The organism is Achromobacter sp. MFA1 R4 (assembly GCF_900156745.1).
Taxonomy (GTDB): Bacteria; Pseudomonadota; Gammaproteobacteria; order Burkholderiales; family Burkholderiaceae_B; genus Achromobacter.
The window spans coordinates 1,688,667-1,704,617 of record NZ_LT707065.1; the positions used below are offsets into that span (position 1 = coordinate 1,688,667).

Annotated in this window: 12 protein-coding genes; 8 read left to right on the top strand and 4 right to left on the bottom strand. The window is 68.7% G+C overall.

Features of this window, described 5'->3' with window-relative positions:
- Nucleotides 1-191 precede the first annotated feature (191 nt).
- Both BXA00_RS07650 and BXA00_RS07655 read left to right on the top strand, forming a co-directional pair.
- Nucleotides 192-2,300: a bifunctional diguanylate cyclase/phosphodiesterase gene (locus BXA00_RS07650; protein WP_076517641.1), complete on the top strand. Its 2,109-nt coding sequence runs from the start codon at nucleotides 192-194 to the stop codon at nucleotides 2,298-2,300.
- Between the two features lie 139 nt (nucleotides 2,301-2,439).
- Nucleotides 2,440-2,652 (top strand): DUF1059 domain-containing protein, encoded by a 213-nt coding sequence (locus BXA00_RS07655; protein WP_076521840.1) that lies wholly within the window; start codon nucleotides 2,440-2,442, stop codon nucleotides 2,650-2,652.
- A 112-nt stretch (nucleotides 2,653-2,764) separates the two neighbouring features.
- On the opposite strand, the gene BXA00_RS07660 is transcribed toward BXA00_RS07655, so the two are convergent.
- The gene (locus BXA00_RS07660; protein WP_231952225.1) at nucleotides 2,765-6,151 is read right to left on the bottom strand and encodes a TM0106 family RecB-like putative nuclease; all 3,387 of its coding nucleotides are present in this window, start codon (nucleotides 6,149-6,151) and stop codon (nucleotides 2,765-2,767) included.
- A gap of 220 nt (nucleotides 6,152-6,371) precedes the next feature.
- Between BXA00_RS07660 and BXA00_RS28800 the strand changes: the two genes are divergently transcribed.
- Both BXA00_RS28800 and BXA00_RS07665 read left to right on the top strand, forming a co-directional pair.
- Nucleotides 6,372-6,530, top strand: a complete 159-nt coding sequence (locus BXA00_RS28800; RefSeq protein ID WP_156902769.1) for a hypothetical protein — start codon at nucleotides 6,372-6,374, stop codon at nucleotides 6,528-6,530.
- A complete protein-coding gene (locus BXA00_RS07665) occupies nucleotides 6,527-7,306 on the top strand; it encodes a Sir2 family NAD-dependent protein deacetylase (protein WP_076517644.1) in 780 nt (259 codons plus the stop codon). Before BXA00_RS28800 ends, BXA00_RS07665 begins: the two co-directional genes overlap by 4 nt.
- A 15-nt stretch (nucleotides 7,307-7,321) precedes the next feature.
- On the opposite strand, the gene BXA00_RS07670 is transcribed toward BXA00_RS07665, so the two are convergent.
- On the bottom strand, nucleotides 7,322-8,374 hold the full coding sequence (locus BXA00_RS07670) for a YafY family protein (RefSeq protein WP_076517646.1): 1,053 nt from the start codon (nucleotides 8,372-8,374) through the stop codon (nucleotides 7,322-7,324).
- Between the two features lie 164 nt (nucleotides 8,375-8,538).
- Nucleotides 8,539-9,999 (bottom strand): EAL domain-containing protein, encoded by a 1,461-nt coding sequence (locus BXA00_RS07675; RefSeq protein WP_231952226.1) that lies wholly within the window; start codon nucleotides 9,997-9,999, stop codon nucleotides 8,539-8,541.
- A 586-nt stretch (nucleotides 10,000-10,585) separates the two neighbouring features.
- Between BXA00_RS07675 and BXA00_RS07680 the strand changes: the two genes are divergently transcribed.
- From BXA00_RS07680 to BXA00_RS07690, 3 genes are all read left to right on the top strand, one after another.
- The gene (locus BXA00_RS07680; RefSeq protein ID WP_076517652.1) at nucleotides 10,586-11,518 is read left to right on the top strand and encodes an N-carbamoyl-D-amino-acid hydrolase; all 933 of its coding nucleotides are present in this window, start codon (nucleotides 10,586-10,588) and stop codon (nucleotides 11,516-11,518) included.
- Between the two features lie 141 nt (nucleotides 11,519-11,659).
- Nucleotides 11,660-12,613, top strand: a complete 954-nt coding sequence (locus tag BXA00_RS07685; RefSeq protein ID WP_076517655.1) for an ornithine cyclodeaminase family protein — start codon at nucleotides 11,660-11,662, stop codon at nucleotides 12,611-12,613.
- A gap of 52 nt (nucleotides 12,614-12,665) precedes the next feature.
- Complete coding sequence (locus BXA00_RS07690) at nucleotides 12,666-13,646, top strand: quinone oxidoreductase (protein WP_076517658.1); 981 nt, start codon at nucleotides 12,666-12,668, stop codon at nucleotides 13,644-13,646.
- On the opposite strand, the gene BXA00_RS07695 is transcribed toward BXA00_RS07690, so the two are convergent.
- The gene (locus BXA00_RS07695) at nucleotides 13,636-14,619 is read right to left on the bottom strand and encodes a LysR family transcriptional regulator (RefSeq protein WP_076517660.1); all 984 of its coding nucleotides are present in this window, start codon (nucleotides 14,617-14,619) and stop codon (nucleotides 13,636-13,638) included. The two genes, BXA00_RS07690 and BXA00_RS07695, sit on opposite strands and share 11 nt — an antisense overlap.
- Nucleotides 14,620-14,716: 97 nt before the next feature.
- Here BXA00_RS07695 and BXA00_RS07700 point away from each other — a divergent pair, with 97 nt between their 5' ends.
- On the top strand, nucleotides 14,717-15,937 hold the full coding sequence (locus BXA00_RS07700) for an MFS transporter (RefSeq protein WP_076517662.1): 1,221 nt from the start codon (nucleotides 14,717-14,719) through the stop codon (nucleotides 15,935-15,937).
- The last annotated feature ends 14 nt before the right edge of the window (nucleotides 15,938-15,951 follow it).

A 15,951-nucleotide genomic window follows, 5' to 3' on the forward strand; every position in this document is an offset into this window, starting at 1 on the left:
TGTGCAGCGCGCGCTATCGATGCAAAGAAATGACTTCGTGCGACATGATTCGATAGATTGGTCTTTTTCGTGACAGTACGGTAAATATTGCCCGCTTCACGCCGTAAATCCGTACAACCCCTCGTCTTTCAGGGCAGATCCGCACAGGCGCGTTGACGCAACGCGGCCGGCGCGCGAGCCCGCCGCATCCCATGATCATCGCCAATTCCGACGTCATGTACCGCCACCTGGTGCAAGGCGTCGTCGACTACGCCATCTACATGCTCAATCCGGATGGCATCGTCGCCAACTGGAACGCCGGCGCGCAGCGCGCCAAGGGCTACACGGCCCAGGAAATCGTCGGCCGGCACTTCTCGTGCTTCTACACCGAGGAAGACCGGGCGCGCGGCGTGCCGCAGCGCGGCCTGGCCACCGCGCGGGAAACCGGCAAGTTCGAAGCCGAAGGCTGGCGCGTGCGCAAGGACGGCACGCTGTTCTGGGCCCACGTCGTCATCGACGCCATCCACGACGATGCCGGCGAGCTGATCGGCTTTGCCAAGGTCACGCGCGACAACACCGAGCGCCGCGAGCGCGAGCAGCAGCTCCTGAAGGCCAAGCAGTTGGCCGAGCACTACAACGGCGAACTGACCTCCATGTCCAGCTTCCTGCAGGCGGTGGTCTCGCACATCCCTTCGTGCGTGCTGGTGCTGGACGCCGTATCGCGCGAGTTCCTGCTGGCGAACCGGCAGGCCGAGGAAACCTTCGGCGGCAGCCCGGGCGGGCTGCAGGGCAAGACCGCGCAGCAATGCCTGCCCGAACTGGTGTGCGCCTTCTTCGACCGCCTGACGAACGACGCGCTGCGCTCGGACGGCGCCACCCGCGAAGAGGAAGAGGAACTGGCCACCGCGCGCGGCCCGCGCACGCTGCGCACCAAGACCCTCGCGTTTCACAGCAACGATCCGCGTTCGCGCTATGTGCTGCTGATCGCGGACGACGTCACCGACGAAAACGCGGCCCATGCGCAGGTGCGCTACATGGCGCACCACGACACGCTGACGGGCATGCCCAACCGCCGCCTGTTCCGCGACCGCCTGCTCAGCGCGCTGGCCGCCAGCCGCGATCGCTCGACCGCCGTGCTGTACCTGGACCTGGACAACTTCAAGAGCGTCAACGACACGCTGGGCCACCAGTCCGGCGACGAACTGCTGCGCCTGCTGGCCAAACGCCTGCCCAAGCACCTGCGCGAACAGGACACGCTGGCGCGGCTGGGCGGCGACGAGTTCGCCGTGGTGCTGCCCAACATCGCCGAACAGGACGATGTGCGCAAGCTGGCGGAGCGCCTGATCGAGGCCGTGCGCCAGCCTTTCGAGATCGCGGGGCATACCGTGCCGGTCAGCGTGAGCATCGGCATCGCGATGTCGGAAGCGCAGTCGCTGTCGGCCGACCATCTGCTGCGCTACGCCGACATGGCGCTGTACGAGGCCAAGCGCAATGGCCGCAATTGCCTCACTTTCTTCGAGCCGGAGATGGAAGCCGCCGCGTTGCGGCGCCACGAGGTGGAAATGGACCTGCGCCAGGCCATCATCTCGCACCAGCTGCAGCTCCATTACCAGCCCATCATGGACGTGAGCCACGTGCGCATCGTGGGCCGCGAGGCGCTGATGCGCTGGCAGCATCCCCGCAAGGGCCTGATCATGCCGCAGGACTTCATCCCCATCGCCGAGGAAACCGGCCTGATCCACGAGCTGGGCGCCTTCACGCTGCACGAGGCCTGCGCCGAAGCCATGCGCTGGGACGACCACGAAACGGTGGCGGTCAATCTGTCGGCCAGTCAGTTCACCAACGGCGCGCTGGTGTCGCTGGTGGAATCGGCGCTCGCCAAGTCCGGCCTGCCCGCGCGGCGGCTGGAACTGGAGATCACCGAGTCGGTGCTGCTCACCAATTCCGCCGGCAACCTGGCCACCCTGCACCGTCTGAAGGAACTGGGCGTCAAGGTGGCGCTGGACGACTTCGGAACCGGTTATTCGTCGCTGGGCTACCTGCGCACCTTCGAATTCGACAAGATCAAGATCGACAAATCGTTCACGCAGGACGTCGGATCCAGCCGCGAGGCCTTGGCCATCGTCCGCGCAATCAACGGCATCGGCCGCAGCCTGGACATTCCGACCACGGCAGAGGGTGTGGAAACACCGGAGCAGCTGGAACGCCTGACGGCCGAGGGTTGCTCGCACTTCCAGGGCTACCTGCTGGGACGCCCCGTGTCGCACGCGGGCGCGGCAAGCGACCCGGCGCGCGCCCGCCCCCCGGCCCCCTCGAAATAAGCCGACTGCCCGGCGCGCGCCAGTCCTATACTGGAAACACACCGGCCGCGATGCGACGCGCCATCGCGCCGGTGCAGTCCGTCCGGCGCGTCTGATGTTCATGCACGCAGCCTTTGCTGGCCTGCGCAGGGAGAGCCCCATGACACGCAAGTACATCGATTGCCGCGAGTACCCGAGCGAGATGAATTGCTCGGTGGCCTTGTCCGCGGACTCGGACGAGGAATTGCTGGAAGCCGCGGTCCAACATGCGACCTCGGTCCACAAGCACGCTGACTCGCCCGAACTGCGCTCGCAGCTCAAGTCCCTGTTCCATAACGGCACGCCGCCCGCCGAAGCGCCCCCCCGGGCCTGACGGCGCCGCCTGCGGGCGTGCGGGGCTGGCGGATCGCCGGCCCCGCACGCCCGCCTGCATTCCCTGTTGCGATGCGCGCCCTGGCTGGATGAACCACGCCGCGCGCCAGGTGCTAGGCGTGTTGACCGGCTTCGGCGACCCAGCACAGCGTATTGACCAGCGCCATCTGCTCAGGCGTCTGGCAGCGCACCGACAGCAGCGCGGGGCAGGCGACCAGGATCGCCAGCGACTTGGCCCGCGACACCGCCACGTTCAGGCGGTTCTTGCTGAAAAGGAATTCCATGTCGCGCGGCATGGTGTCGCCGCTGGACGTGGCCATGGAAATGATCACCACCTGCGCCTCCTGCCCCTGGAACTTGTCGACGGTGCCCACGCGCGCGCCCTCGGGCAGCGCCTGCCTGAGCGTATTGACCTGCACGTTGTAGGGCGCCACGACCAGCACGTCGTCGGGCGTGAGCGGGACCACGCGCCCCTGCTTGTCCCGGTAGCGCTGCTGCATGAGGCTGGCATACAGCGCGGCGACCTCGCGCGCCTCTTCCAGGCTGGATTGCGCATTGCCCTCGTGCTCGACCGGCACGTAACGGATGCCGCTGGCGGCCAGCGCGCCGGCCGCGTTCTCGTCCAGCACCAGCCCCTGGGCGGCTGCCGACGCCGCGGCCCGCAACCGGCCGTCGTAGATCGCGTCGGAGATGAAGCCGCAGATCGCCGGATGCATGCGATAGGAGGTGTCCAGGAAAATGCCGCGATCGGCCGCGATGGTGGCGTGGCCATTCAGCAGGTATTCCAGCGTCGACTCGCCCGACCGGCCCGGATGCGTGCCCTTGGTGGGCTGACCCAGTTGCATCTGATCGCCCAGCAGCACGATGTTGCGCGCGCATTGGCCCAGGGCCACCAGGTTCGCCAGGCTGACCTGGCCGGCCTCGTCCACGAACAGGTAATCGAATTGCTGTTCGAATTCCGCGCGGCAAAAGAGCCACGCCGTGCCCGCCACCAATTGATGGCGGGCGAGGTCGATCTTGTCATTGCCGAAGACGTCTTCGATGAATTCCCCGTTGAAACAGGAATCATCGCCGGCCTGCCCCGACTTCTTGGCGCCGCAAAAACGCAGGCCCGCCTCGCGCGCCGCGTCTTCCAGACCGGCCAGCAGATTGTTGATGGCGTGGTGGCTGTTGGACGTGACCGCGATGCGCTTGCCCTGGCGCAACAGGTGCACCAGCACGCGCGACCCCGTGTAGGTCTTGCCCGCCCCCGGCGGTCCCTGCAGGAACAGGGTGGTCTCATCCATGCGGCCCACGATGTCCACGACCTGGTCCAGCAGGTTGCCCGCGGGATCGGCCAGCGCCTGCCCCGGCGCCATGCCGGCGATGCGCGGCGGCTCGTGCCGCAGCAGCGCATCCACCGCGCGGAACGCCGTGCCGCCGCCATCGGCCGACGCCAGCAGGGCGTCGCCATAGCGGAACATGGCGTTGGCCAGCTCGTCGATCTTTACCGGCCTGCCCGGCCCGAGCGACAGGCGCGGTGGCGGCGTTTCCTTGCGGTTCATGGTGAACGTGGCGATGCCGGCGGCCGGATCCACGGTCAGCCGGCCGATCGCCGGTCCGCCGCGCACATTGGTACAGGACGCGCCCGTGCGCAGCTTGGTCTGCTGCGCGGGAAAGCGATAGGTGTAGCGCAGCGACTGCGCCACCGGCTCGGGCGCCACGGTGTCGTCGCGCACCAGGCCGCCCAGGCATTCGTTGTCTTCGATGAGCTCGGCGTCGGTCGCTTCCATGCGGGCGAACATGGCCCACCATTCCGGCTTCTGTTCGCGGCGGTGAAAGTCCAGCAACTGGTAGACCAGCGCGCGATACCGGTCTCGGTCCGACCAGTCCAGCTCGTCGGCGGGCAAGGGCCCGAGCAGCGCGTCGCGGTAGGGCTCCAGGCGCAGCTCCGCGGGGGTCTTTTCCCCGACCTGGAACCGGGCGGCGTCGATCTGCTGCTGCGTGTCGCGGCGATTGGCCCAGGGCATGCCGGCCGGACGCAGCGCGCACAGCCATTCCCGCAGCTTGTAGGTGGACAGCACGTCGTCACGGTTGTAATCCGCGATGTCCTGCAGCAGCTGCGCCTCGCCCGTGCGCTTCCAGCGTTCGTAGTAGACGATGCTGGCGCCTGCATTGGTCACGCCGCCCTCGCGCTGCGGCAGGTAGAAGTGCTCGATGTTCTTGATCGAATAACCGGGCTCGGACACGCGCACGCCTTCGCGCACCACCTGGTACAGATCGACCAGCTTGTCCAGGCGCAGCAGGTTGTCGACCTCCGCCTCGCGCGTGGCGTGCACCGACATCAGCTTCTTGATCGCCGTCGCCTCGTAGGGCGCATAGTGGTAGACGTGGGCGTCCGGGTAACGGTGCAGGCGCGCCACGACATAATCGATGAACGCCTCGAAAGCCTGTTTCTCTTCGCGGCGGTTGTGCGCCCAGAAGGGGATGAAGCGCGCCTGGCCGTCGTCGATGACGTACAGGCCAAACAGGTATTCCAGGCCGCCTTCCTCCAGGGGATCGCCTTCCATGTCGAAGAACATGTCGCCCGCGTCCGGCTGCGGCATGCGCTCGAAACCCCGCAGCGCCGGGTCTTCCGGATCCTTGGCGACCAGGTCCCAGTGCCTGCCGCCATCGGTGCGGGCGCGCAACTGCAGGGCCGCCTGCGACCGCAGCCGCTGCAGGACGGCGGGCTCGATACGCGCCACGGCCGCATCGGGCGCAAGCGTGCCCAGCTGCGCCAGCGTGCGGATGCCCTGGCCGTTCAGCCTGCGGATCTGCTGCCGCGTGATGTTGGCGACCTGGGACAGGTGGTCGTCGGCCGCGCGGCGCGACCTGCACAGCGGATCCCACCGGCACTGCGCGCATTTCTCGCAGGGATCGGGATAGGTGTCCGCGCCCGCGCGCGGGTCGACGTGGGCCTCGAAGCGGCGCATGACCTGGCGCAGGTAGTGTGCATAGTCGGCCACGCGCAGCGCGACCTCGCGGCCGCTGCCCAGCACCACGTGCATGTGCAGCGGCGCCGCGCCCTGCTCCCGTCCCAGGAGCCATGAATAGAACGAAAGCTGGACCACGAATTTGGCGCGCGCCGAGCGCGCCAGCTTGGTGTCGCTGGCCTCGTAGCTGTAATCGCCCAGGCGCGACGGGCGCCCGGTCTTCAACAGGAAGTCGGCATGGCCGACGTAGCGGCCGTCGCTGAACGCCGCCTGGTAGATGACGTCGGCGCCGCTCTGCATCGCCTCGCGCGTGCGGGCCAGGCGCTGGGCCAGCCCGCTGCCCGCCTCGCTCACGTCCACCATCCGTGCGCCGCCCGCGCGCAGCCGTTCCAGGTATGCGCGCTCATGGTCCAGCCCCTTTTGCTGGATCAGTTCGAGCTGCTCGTCCTCTTGCGCGGCAGGCAGCGGCGATTCCAGATTGAGCCGGTCTAGCGTGGTGAGATGTTCGCATTCCAGGAACCCGACCAGATCGGAAGCGGAAAACAAAAGGCGGTCGCCGGTTTTTTGCATGGTACGGAAGGGGCCGGGCGCGATAGCGGGGCCCAAGAATAGCAAAGTGGCAATTCGGACATTATCTGGGCGAATATTTCCGAGCCCTGCGCAATACTGTCACGATTAATTCAACCCGATTTTGTCCGAATACGCTTTCAGAATCCCGGCAGATTCCCTGGTTCCCTGATTCATTGATTCAGCAACGGAAAGCGACATGCCTGGTTTGTTCGAAAAGATTATTCTCAGCCTTGATCGCGCCGGATATTCCGGCCTAACCCGCGATGACCGGCGGCTGGCCGCCTGTCCCGGCACGCCGGCGCAGGCCGGGCCGCGCCGGACCGCGGCGCTCTCGCAAGCGGGGCGGCTCGCATGAAACTGCGCAAACTCGATTTACCCGATTCCCTGGTGCAGACCCTGCGCGCGGCGCGCAATATCATCGTGCTGACCGGGTCGGGCCTGAACCCCGCCAGCGGCCTGCCGCAGAGCCGGGACGGCATGCGCGGCCTGTGGGCGCGCTACGACGCGGCGGCGCTGGCCACCGAAGCGGGCTACAGGAATGACCCCGCGCTGGTGTGGGCCTGGCACGAAGAAAGGCGGCGCCGGGCGTTGCTGGCGGCGCCCAATGCGGCGCATCGGGCCATCGCCGCGCTTGCCGAGCGCGCGCCCGGCACCTTCGTGGTGACGCAGAACGGCGATACGCTGCACGAGCGCGCGGGCAGTCCGCGCATCCTGCATCTGCAGGGCCGGTTCGACCAGCCGCGGTGCACCGCCTGCGCCATGACCCACACGCTGACGACGCCTCCGGCGCGGCACGCCCGGCACGGCCCCTATCCCCAGCCGCCGGCCTGCCGCATCTGCGGCGGCGCGGTGCGCCCCGGCCGGTTGTGGCACAGCGAGGCGCCCGCGCCCGAGGTCTGGCGCATCGCCAAGGGGCTGGCCGCCAGCGCCGACCTGCTGATGACGGTGGGCACGTCGTGCCAGACGCCCGCGGCCGCCGAGCTCTGCTACGAAGCCATGGCGCGCGGGGCGCAGCTCGTGCAGATCAATCCAAACCCGACGCTGCTGGATCGCGTGGCCAGCCACGGCGTCCGGGGTCCGGCCGAGAAAGTGCTGCCGCTGCTCCTGGCGCGCGCGTGGCCGGGCCACTGACCGCGCCCCCCGGCGCTAGAGGTAGCGGCGCGCCAGTTCGCGCGCCTCGTGAGCGAAACGCTCGCGGATGTCCTCGGGCTCCAGCACTTCGATGGAGGACGCGTGCCCATGCAGCAATTGCCACAACATCACGGACGGGCGCACGGTGGCGGTCAGGGTGAAGCCCGCATCGTCCTCGTCGATCGTCTGGTCGGGCGACAGCCAAAACTCGCGCAGCGGATGGCGGCGGCGGCGGCCGTCTTCCATCATGGGTTCCGCGGCGTGGAGCCGGATGCGGGTTTCGCCGCCCGGATCGAAGTTCAGGGCTTCCTCGCGGCGCACGTAGTCGTGCAGGTCGAACGTGGGATCCGGGTCCGCCGCCTCGTCCAGCAACCGGACTTCGGACAGGCGGTCCATGCGAAAGAGAAAGCGCCTGCCCGGCTGGCGCGCGCCCCAGGCCACCATATACAGCACGCCGGCGCGGTCCACCATCGCCAGCGGCGTCATCACGTAGACCCGCTCGCTGGGCGTCTTTTCGCCAAAGGGCGTGTTGCGGAACGTCAGCTTGCGGTTGTAGTAGAGGGCGCCGCTGACCTGCCGGTAGACCTCGGACGGCACTTCGGGCAAGACGGTGGGATGGGTGCCGTCGATGCGCAGGATCTTGCGCGACCAGTCGTGCGCCGGCGCGATCCCGGGCTGCGCCTGATGGGTTTCGAGATACCGCAATGCGCCGTCGAACGTGGCCGCCAGGTCGTCCAGCACGACGGCCGGCAGATGGCGGTCCGCCACCTGCTTGAGCGCGCACATGGCCATCGCCATGTTCGCATTCATGTTGCGGATGCGGAAATCGGTGCGCTGCAGGGTGCGATACCACAGCTTGCCGCGCGTGGCGCCGAAACTGCCCACGCTGTCCAGCTTGAGCAGCGTGCGCCGGATCTGTTTGTCGCCGGGCACCGGATTCTGCAGGGCGGCCAGCTTTTCGCGTATTTCCGCCATGCCCATGCCCATTACCATCGCGTCGGCTTCTTCGTCCTCGACATACGGAAGGATACGCAGAAGATTGTCGACCAGCGTCTGGTTAGGTCCCATGGCAGATACAGCAAATTAACCCGTTAAACAACGCCCGCATTCTATCTGCAAAGTACGCCAATAATAATTTTCCGCGGGAAAGATAATCAGCCGGCGGCCGCGGGAAGGATTTTCCATAAATAAATTGGGCACATTGGACACACGACAATATGCAGCCGGCGCCGTCAATCGGCCACGATCTCGCTCAGCGGGACGGGCCGGCCGAACAACCAGCCCTGGCCCACGGCGTCGGGTTGGCGGGCCAGCAGGTAGCTGGCCTGCTCCTCGGTTTCGATGCCTTCGATGATCAGGCTGATGCCCAGTTCCCGCGATATGTTGATGACGTGGTCGACGATCAGCGTGCCCGCGTCTTCGGCGCCGATGGCGCCCGTGAAGCTGCGGTCCAGCTTGATCGCGTCGGCCTGCAGCTCGGCCAGGTAATTCAGGTTGGAATGGCCGGTGCCGAAATCGTCGATGAACACCTTGAAGCCTTTGCCGCGCAGCGTCTTGATCATCGACAGGACGTGCCCGTCGGACAAGGGCGTGCCCTCGGTGATCTCCAGCGCCACGTTGGCGGGCGTCAGGCCGTGCTCGTTCACGGCGTCCATCAGGAAGTTGCGGTAGCCCGCGTCCTTGAGGTCCGCCGCCGACACGTTGATGCTGATGTAGAGCTCGGGGTTGTCGCGCAGGCGCTGGTGCAGGTCGCGCAAGGCCTGCGAGGTTACCCGCCGCGACAGCGCGCGGCCCAGGCCCATGGCCTCGGCCAGCGGCACGAACAGGCTGGGCGACACGTCCTGGCCACGCGCTCGCCAGCGGGCCAGGGCCTCGAAACCTGCCAGGCGCCGCGTGGCGAGCTGGCGCAGCGGCTGGTAGTGGACCTGGATGTCGCCGCCCAGGATCGCCTTGCGCAGCTCGGTCTTGGCGCTGCCCGCATGCAGGCGCCACAGGACGCACAGGCCCGCCAGGAAAGCCAGGGCCAGCGCGCCGGCCACCGACAGGACCCTCGCCGGAAACTGGAACCAGGCGTCGGAACACAGCCGCGACACGACGCAGATATCCGGGCCGCCCTCGGGCGCGCATGCCCAGGCCCGACGCTCCGGCGCAAAGCCCTGGTCTGCGCTGTCCTGCCGCGCCAGGTCCAGGTCCAGGTCGTTGGCGCGGCCGAAGAGCCGGTAGACGTGCGCGCCGTCCCGCGTCAGGAGCTTGGCATCGATGCCCGAGCCCGGCTCCGGAAAGCCGTCGAACGCGTCGGGCGCGGTGAACACGATAAGGTCGCGGTACGCCGCCATGTCGCCGACGATGCGGCTGTCGACAATGTTGGTGGCACCTACCCAGAGCTGGCGCCCGTTCGCCAGTGTGAACGCGGGCGGCGGCAGCAGCAGGGGCTGCGGCAGTCTGCCCCAGGCCGCCGAGCAGCGCAGCATGCCGCCCAGCGTACGGCCGATGTCGCGGATGTAGGTGGCATTGAAAAGCAGGACGCGCAGGGTCGCCACGTCCGCTTCCGAACACGGCACGCCCCGGTCGGCGGCCGCGGCCATCAGCCGGTTGCCCTCCTGGGCCACGCGCAGCGCGTGCGCCAGCAGCCGGGCATTGTGCCCGGCAAGTTCGTCGTCGACCTGTCCCAGTTCGATATGGCGTCCAGCCATCACCCCCGCCAGGAATCCAAACGCCGACATCAACAACACGAAAGCCGCAATTCTGGAACGTGACATGGGGACCGGTGACACTTGAGCGGCGCGTTGCGAGGAAATTCTGCGCGTAAGTCAATGTAACCGGAACTGAAACATCCCAAAAGCGCAAAGTCGCCTGCTGAATCGTGCCAATTGTTGCTTTCCCGGTCCGCCCGCCCCAGCCCCGGCCACGGGCGCGGCAAGCGCCGCAGGGCGCGATCTACGGGGAAACCCGATATAAAACTTTGCACCACGCCCATGATCCCGCGTTATGCACAGGCGCGCCGCCAGCGCCGCCCGCGCGGGGATTGTCCATGCAGATCAGCGCCTTAGCGTCGCGGGACGCGCCGGCGCGCCGCGGCGCGCCCCTCCCGTGCCGCCATATCGGATTTGCCCCCGCCCGGGCATGCTTGCGCCTTCGGCCTGGCCTGCGCACCGCGCGCCCGGCCACGCAACATTGTTCCGCACGCGACCGGGCGGTGGCGCTGGCGCGCCGCTCGCCCGGTTCCGGCGATTCGCACTCCTGGAGACCCCTGTGACCCCTTCTTCCCCCTCCCGCAAAATGGGCCTGGCCGTCGCCCAGATGGGCGCCGTCAATCTGGCCGATTCCCGCGCCGCAGTCGTGCGCCGCCTGGTCGAGATGATGCGCGAAGCCGCCGCCCGCAAGGCCGAGTTCGTCGTGTTTCCCGAGCTGGCGCTGACGACCTTCTTTCCCCGCTACTGGATGGACAATGCCGAGGCGGTGGAGCGCTATTTCGAAAAGACCATGCCCAACGCCGACGTGCAGCCCCTGTTCGACACGGCGCGCGAACTGGGCATCGGCTTTTACCTGGGCTATGCCGAACTGACGCCGGAAGGCCGGCAGTTCAACACGGCCATCCTGGTGGACCGCAGCGCCAGGATCATCGGCAAGTACCGCAAGATCCACCTGCCGGGCCATTCGGACCACAAGGTGGATGCCCCGTTCCAGCATCTGGAAAAGAAGTTCTTCGAGGTGGGCGACCTGGGCTTTGGCGTCTGGGAGACCGACGACGTCAAGATCGGCATGTGCCTGTGCAATGACCGCCGCTGGCCCGAGACCTACCGCGTCATGTCGCTGCAAAGCGCCGAGCTGATCGTGCTGGGCTACAACACGCCGTCGTTGAACATCCACTGGAACGAGCCCGCGCACCTGCGCACCACCACGCACGAAATCGTGCTGCAGGCCAGCGCCTACCAGAACGCCGTGTGGATCGGCGCGGCCGCCAAATGCGGCCACGAGGACGGCCATCACATGATCGGCAGCTCGATGATCGTGGCGCCTTCGGGCGAGATCGTGGCCCGCGCCAGCGGCGAGGAAGACGAGGTGATCACGGCGCGCATCGACCTGGGCATGGGCCAGACCTTCCGCGACCACGTCTTCAATTTCGCCAAGCACCGCAGCCCGCAGCACTACCGGCTGATCGTCGAGCGCACCGGCGCGGGCGAGCCGCTGCCCCGGCCGGACGCCGAATGATGCCGGACGCCGCCTGAAACAGACCCATTGCCCGCGTCATCGCGGGCATTTTTTTGGGTGCCGCCCCCTGCGCGCTGCTAGACTGCCCGTGGCTCCCTGATTGACCACCCCGCAGTTGACCACTCCGCAGGCAACGATCCGATGCGCTTAATCGACACCGACCAGACCCGCAACGCCCTGTCCTTCGACGCCGTCATCCCCGCCTTGCGAGACGCCTTCCGCGAGGGCGCCACGGTGCCCGCCCGCCACGTCCACGCCATCCAGTGCGGCAACGCCCACGGCACCTCGCTGATCATGCCCGCGTGGAGCGAGCGCGGGTACTTCGGCGTCAAGATCATCAACATCTTTCCGGACAACACCCACCAGGGCCTGCCCGGCCTGCATGCCACCTACAACCTGTACAGCGCCGCCACCGGCGTGCCGATCGCGCAGGTGGACGGCGACATCGTGACCGTGTACCGGACGGCCGGCGCGGCGGCGCTGGGCGCGGACTACCTGGCGCGCGCCGATGCCCGCACGCTGCTGATCGTCGGGTCCGGCCGCATCGCCGGACTGGTCGCGCAGGCCATGCGCACGGTGCGGCCCATCGAGCGCGTGCTGGTGTGGAATGTGCGGCCCGCGGGCGCCGAGGCGCTGGCGGCTAGTCTGCGCGAACAGGGCTTCGACGCCCGGGCCGTGACGGACCTGCAGGCCGCCACCGGGCAGGCCGACATCGTCAGTTGCGCCACCTTGTCCACCGAACCGCTGATCCACGGCGCATGGCTGCGTCCGGGCACGCACCTGGACCTGATCGGCAGCTTCAAGCCCGAGATGCGCGAGACCGACCCCGCGTGCTTTGCCGGCACCACCGTCTACGTGGACACCGACGAAGCGCCTACCAAGGCGGGCGACCTGCTGTCGGCGTTCGAGGCCGGCGTGCTGACCCGCGAGGGCATCCAGGGCAACCTGCACCAGCTCGCCGCGGGCGAGCGCCCCGGCCGCCGCGATGACCGCGAGATCACGGTGTTCAAGGCCGTGGGCAGCGCGCTGGAAGACCTGACGCTGGCCACCCTGGTCTACGAATCGGTCAGGGACGCGGACCGGCAGCCTGGCTGACCGGCGGAGCCTGCCCCCCCACGGATCACCCGCAATCACCTGGAGACACCGCATGACGCAAGCCCGTTCCATCGTCCTGACTGAATTCGGCGGCCCGGAAGTCATGCGGCTGGCCAACATCGACCTCGCGCCCCCGGGTCCGGGTGACGTGCAGCTGCGCCAGACGGCCATCGGCTTTAACTACATCGACATCTACCAGCGCGCCGGCAAGTACCCGCTGCCCACGCCCACGGGCCTGGGCCACGAGGCCGCGGGCGTGGTGGAGGCGCTGGGCGCGGGCGTGACGGACCTGCGCGTCGGCGACCGCGTGGTGTATATGAACGCCGGGGTCGGCGCCTACGCCGACCGGCGCAATGTCGCGGCCGCCAAGCTGGTGCGGATTCCGCCGGGCATCGCCGACGAGGAGGCCGCCGCGGTCTTCTTCAAGGCAATGACGGCGCAATACCTCGTCAAGAAAACCCACTCGGTCCAGCCCGGCGACATCGTGCTGGTGCACGCCGCCGCGGGCGGCGTCGGGCAGATCCTCTGCGGCTGGGCCAAGGCGCTGGGCGCCACCGTCATCGGCACGGCGGGTTCCGCCGCGAAATGCGACGTCGCCCGGGCAGCCGGCTGCGCGGCCGCCATCGACTACACGCAGGAAGACTGGGTGGAGCAGGTCGTCGCGGCCACCGGCGGCAAGAAGGCGCGCGTGGTCTACGACTCGGTCGCCCGCCACACGTTCATGGGCTCCCTCGATTGCGCGGCGCCGTTCGGGCTGGTGGTGCTGTTTGGCGCCGCGTCGGGCCCGGCGCCCGCCATCGACCCCGAATTGCTCAACAAGAAGGGCTGCCTGTTCCTCACGCGTCCGTCCGTGTTTCCGCACAACGCGGATCCCGCGACGTTCCGCGCCAATGCGGCCGATGTCTTCGAGGCCATGCGCAGCGGCGCGGTGCGCGCGGCCATCGGCGCGCGCTACCGCCTTGAGCAGGTCCAGGACGCGCATCGCGCCGCGCAGGACCGGACCGTCACGGGCGCCATCGTGATCATCCCCTGACCGGCTGGCCGCCCCCCGCCAGGCCGGCCTCCAGCTCGGCCGGCAGGTGTTCGCGCATGATCTCGATGAAGCGGCGCAAGCGGGCAGGCTGAAAACGCGACGGCGCATACACCAGATAGACGGGCAGGGCGTCCGCCCGCCACTGCGGCGCCAGGTGCACGAGCCGTCCGGCGGCCAGGTCCGCCTGCATGGCCCAGGCCGATCCCAGCGCCGCCCCCAGGCCCTGGATCGCCGCGTTGCGCAGCGCGTGCAAGCCGTCGGTGGACAGGCGGGGATGGATGTCGAAGCCCTGCACGTCGCCGCTGCCGCAATGCGTCAGGCTCACGTCGGTGCGGTAGAAGGTGCGCAGCGCCAGCCACGGCAGGCGCGCCAGTTCCGAGGGGTCCTGCGGCACCGGCCCGCCCTGCAGCAGGTCCGGCGAGGCGACGACGATGCGCGGCACCTCGCCCAGCTTCACGGCGACCACCGACGGGTCCGTCACGGCGCCCACGCGGATGGCGCAGTCGACGTTCTCGGCGATCAGGTCCGGCATGCGGTCATGCAGCAGCCATTCCACCCGCATGTTCGGATACCGCTTCAGGTACCGGGCCAGCGGCTCGACGAACTGGTCCTGGCCGAACACGTGCGGCGCCACCACGCGCAGCATCCCGGCCGGCTCATCGCCCGCGCCCCGCACCTCGCTCTCGAATGACTGCCACGTGGCCAGCAATTCCTTGCCCCGTTCGTAGCAGCGCTGGCCGTCTTCGGTCAGGCGGATGGCATGGGTGGACCGCTTCAGGAGCCGCACGCCCATCGTGCGTTCCAGCAATTGCAGGCGGCGGCTGACGGTGGGCTGGGTGCCGCCCATCTGGGCGGCCGCGGCGGACAGGCTGCCGGCTTCGACGATGCGCACGAAGGTCTCGATCAGCAGCATGCGGTCGGTGCCGGCCGGGGCGGGAAGGGCGGGGATGGCGGGGATGGCGCGTGTGGTCATACGACCATCGTATAACCGATGTACCCGAAGGTCGGCTACCAAAACCGCGGCGGCAAGCCCAGAATCTGCCCCGTACCTCAAGCCACCGGACACCACCATGTCATCCCCCACTTCCCACCCCTCCCTCTCGCGCGGCCTGGTCTTCCTGCTGGCCGTGGGCGCCGGCCTGGGCGTCGCCTCCCTTTACTACAGCCAGCCGATGCTCGGCGTGCTGGGCGCGGACATCCACGCCAGCGCCGAAACGCTCGGCTGGATACCCACGCTGACCCAACTGGGCTACGCCTTCGGCATCCTGCTGCTGGCGCCGCTGGGCGACCGCTACGACCGCAAGCGCATCATCCTGGTCAAGGCCGCCGTATTGAGCCTGGCGCTGCTGCTGGCCGGCGCGTCCCCGACCATCGGCCTGCTGCTGGCCGCCAGCTTTGCGATCGGCCTGTCGGCCACCCTGGCGCAGGACATCGTGCCGGCCGCCGCCCACCTGGCGCCGGCCGACCAGCGCGGCAAGATCGTCGGCACCGTCATGACGGGCCTGTTGCTGGGCATCCTGCTGTCGCGGGTGGTCAGCGGCTTCGTGGCCGAGCAGTTCGGCTGGCGCATGATGTTCGCGGCCGCCGCCGTGAGCATCCTGGGCCTGGGCGCGGCGCTGTGGCGCGGCCTGCCGCGTTTCGAGCCGACCACGCGGCTGGCGTACAGCGCGCTGCTGGGCTCGCTGCTGACCCTGTGGCGCCAGCATCCCGGCCTGCGCCGCGCCGCCACCGCGCAGGGCCTGCTGTCGCTGGGCTTTAGCGCCTTCTGGTCCACGCTGGCGGTGATGCTGCACGAGGCCCCGTTCCATCTGGGCGCGGGCGCGGCCGGCGCATTCGGACTGGCCGGCGCCGCGGGCGCCCTGGCCGCGCCGCTGGCCGGCCGGGTGGCCGATACGCGGGGGCCGCTGGCCGTCGCCAGCCTGGGCGCGGGCCTGACCATGGTGTCGTTCGCGGCCATGTTCTTCCTGCCGCTGCTGCCCGCGCATGCCGCGCTGTGGCTGATCGGCGCAGCGGCCGTCGGCTTCGACCTGGGCATCCAGACCTCGCTGATCGCGCACCAGAGCATCGTCTACGGCATCGATCCGGCCGCCCGCAGCCGCCTGAACGCCATCTTGATGACGGGCGTGTTCGTCGGCATGGCCGCCGGCGGCGCGCTGGGCAGCCTGGCGCTGGCGCACTGGGGCTGGACCGGCGTGACGGTGACGGCGGCCGGCGCGGCGGCCGCGGCCCTGGCCCTGCGCCTGTGGCCGACGGCCAGCCGCAACGGCGAGGCCGGTCGCTACGCGGCGTGACGCCGCGCCCCGCG

Coding starts and splice junctions, on each gene's coding strand:
- BXA00_RS07690 (WP_076517658.1), top strand. CDS start 12,666: ATGACGCAAGCCCGTTCCATCGTCCTGACTGAATTCGGCGGCCCGGAA.
- BXA00_RS07655 (WP_076521840.1), top strand. CDS start 2,440: ATGACACGCAAGTACATCGATTGCCGCGAGTACCCGAGCGAGATGAAT.
- BXA00_RS07680 (WP_076517652.1), top strand. CDS start 10,586: ATGGGCCTGGCCGTCGCCCAGATGGGCGCCGTCAATCTGGCCGATTCC.
- BXA00_RS07670 (WP_076517646.1), bottom strand. CDS start 8,374: ATGGGACCTAACCAGACGCTGGTCGACAATCTTCTGCGTATCCTTCCG.
- BXA00_RS07675 (WP_231952226.1), bottom strand. CDS start 9,999: ATGGCTGGACGCCATATCGAACTGGGACAGGTCGACGACGAACTTGCC.
- BXA00_RS07650 (WP_076517641.1), top strand. CDS start 192: ATGATCATCGCCAATTCCGACGTCATGTACCGCCACCTGGTGCAAGGC.
- BXA00_RS28800 (WP_156902769.1), top strand. CDS start 6,372: ATGCCTGGTTTGTTCGAAAAGATTATTCTCAGCCTTGATCGCGCCGGA.
- BXA00_RS07665 (WP_076517644.1), top strand. CDS start 6,527: ATGAAACTGCGCAAACTCGATTTACCCGATTCCCTGGTGCAGACCCTG.
- BXA00_RS07700 (WP_076517662.1), top strand. CDS start 14,717: ATGTCATCCCCCACTTCCCACCCCTCCCTCTCGCGCGGCCTGGTCTTC.
- BXA00_RS07695 (WP_076517660.1), bottom strand. CDS start 14,619: ATGACCACACGCGCCATCCCCGCCATCCCCGCCCTTCCCGCCCCGGCC.
- BXA00_RS07685 (WP_076517655.1), top strand. CDS start 11,660: ATGCGCTTAATCGACACCGACCAGACCCGCAACGCCCTGTCCTTCGAC.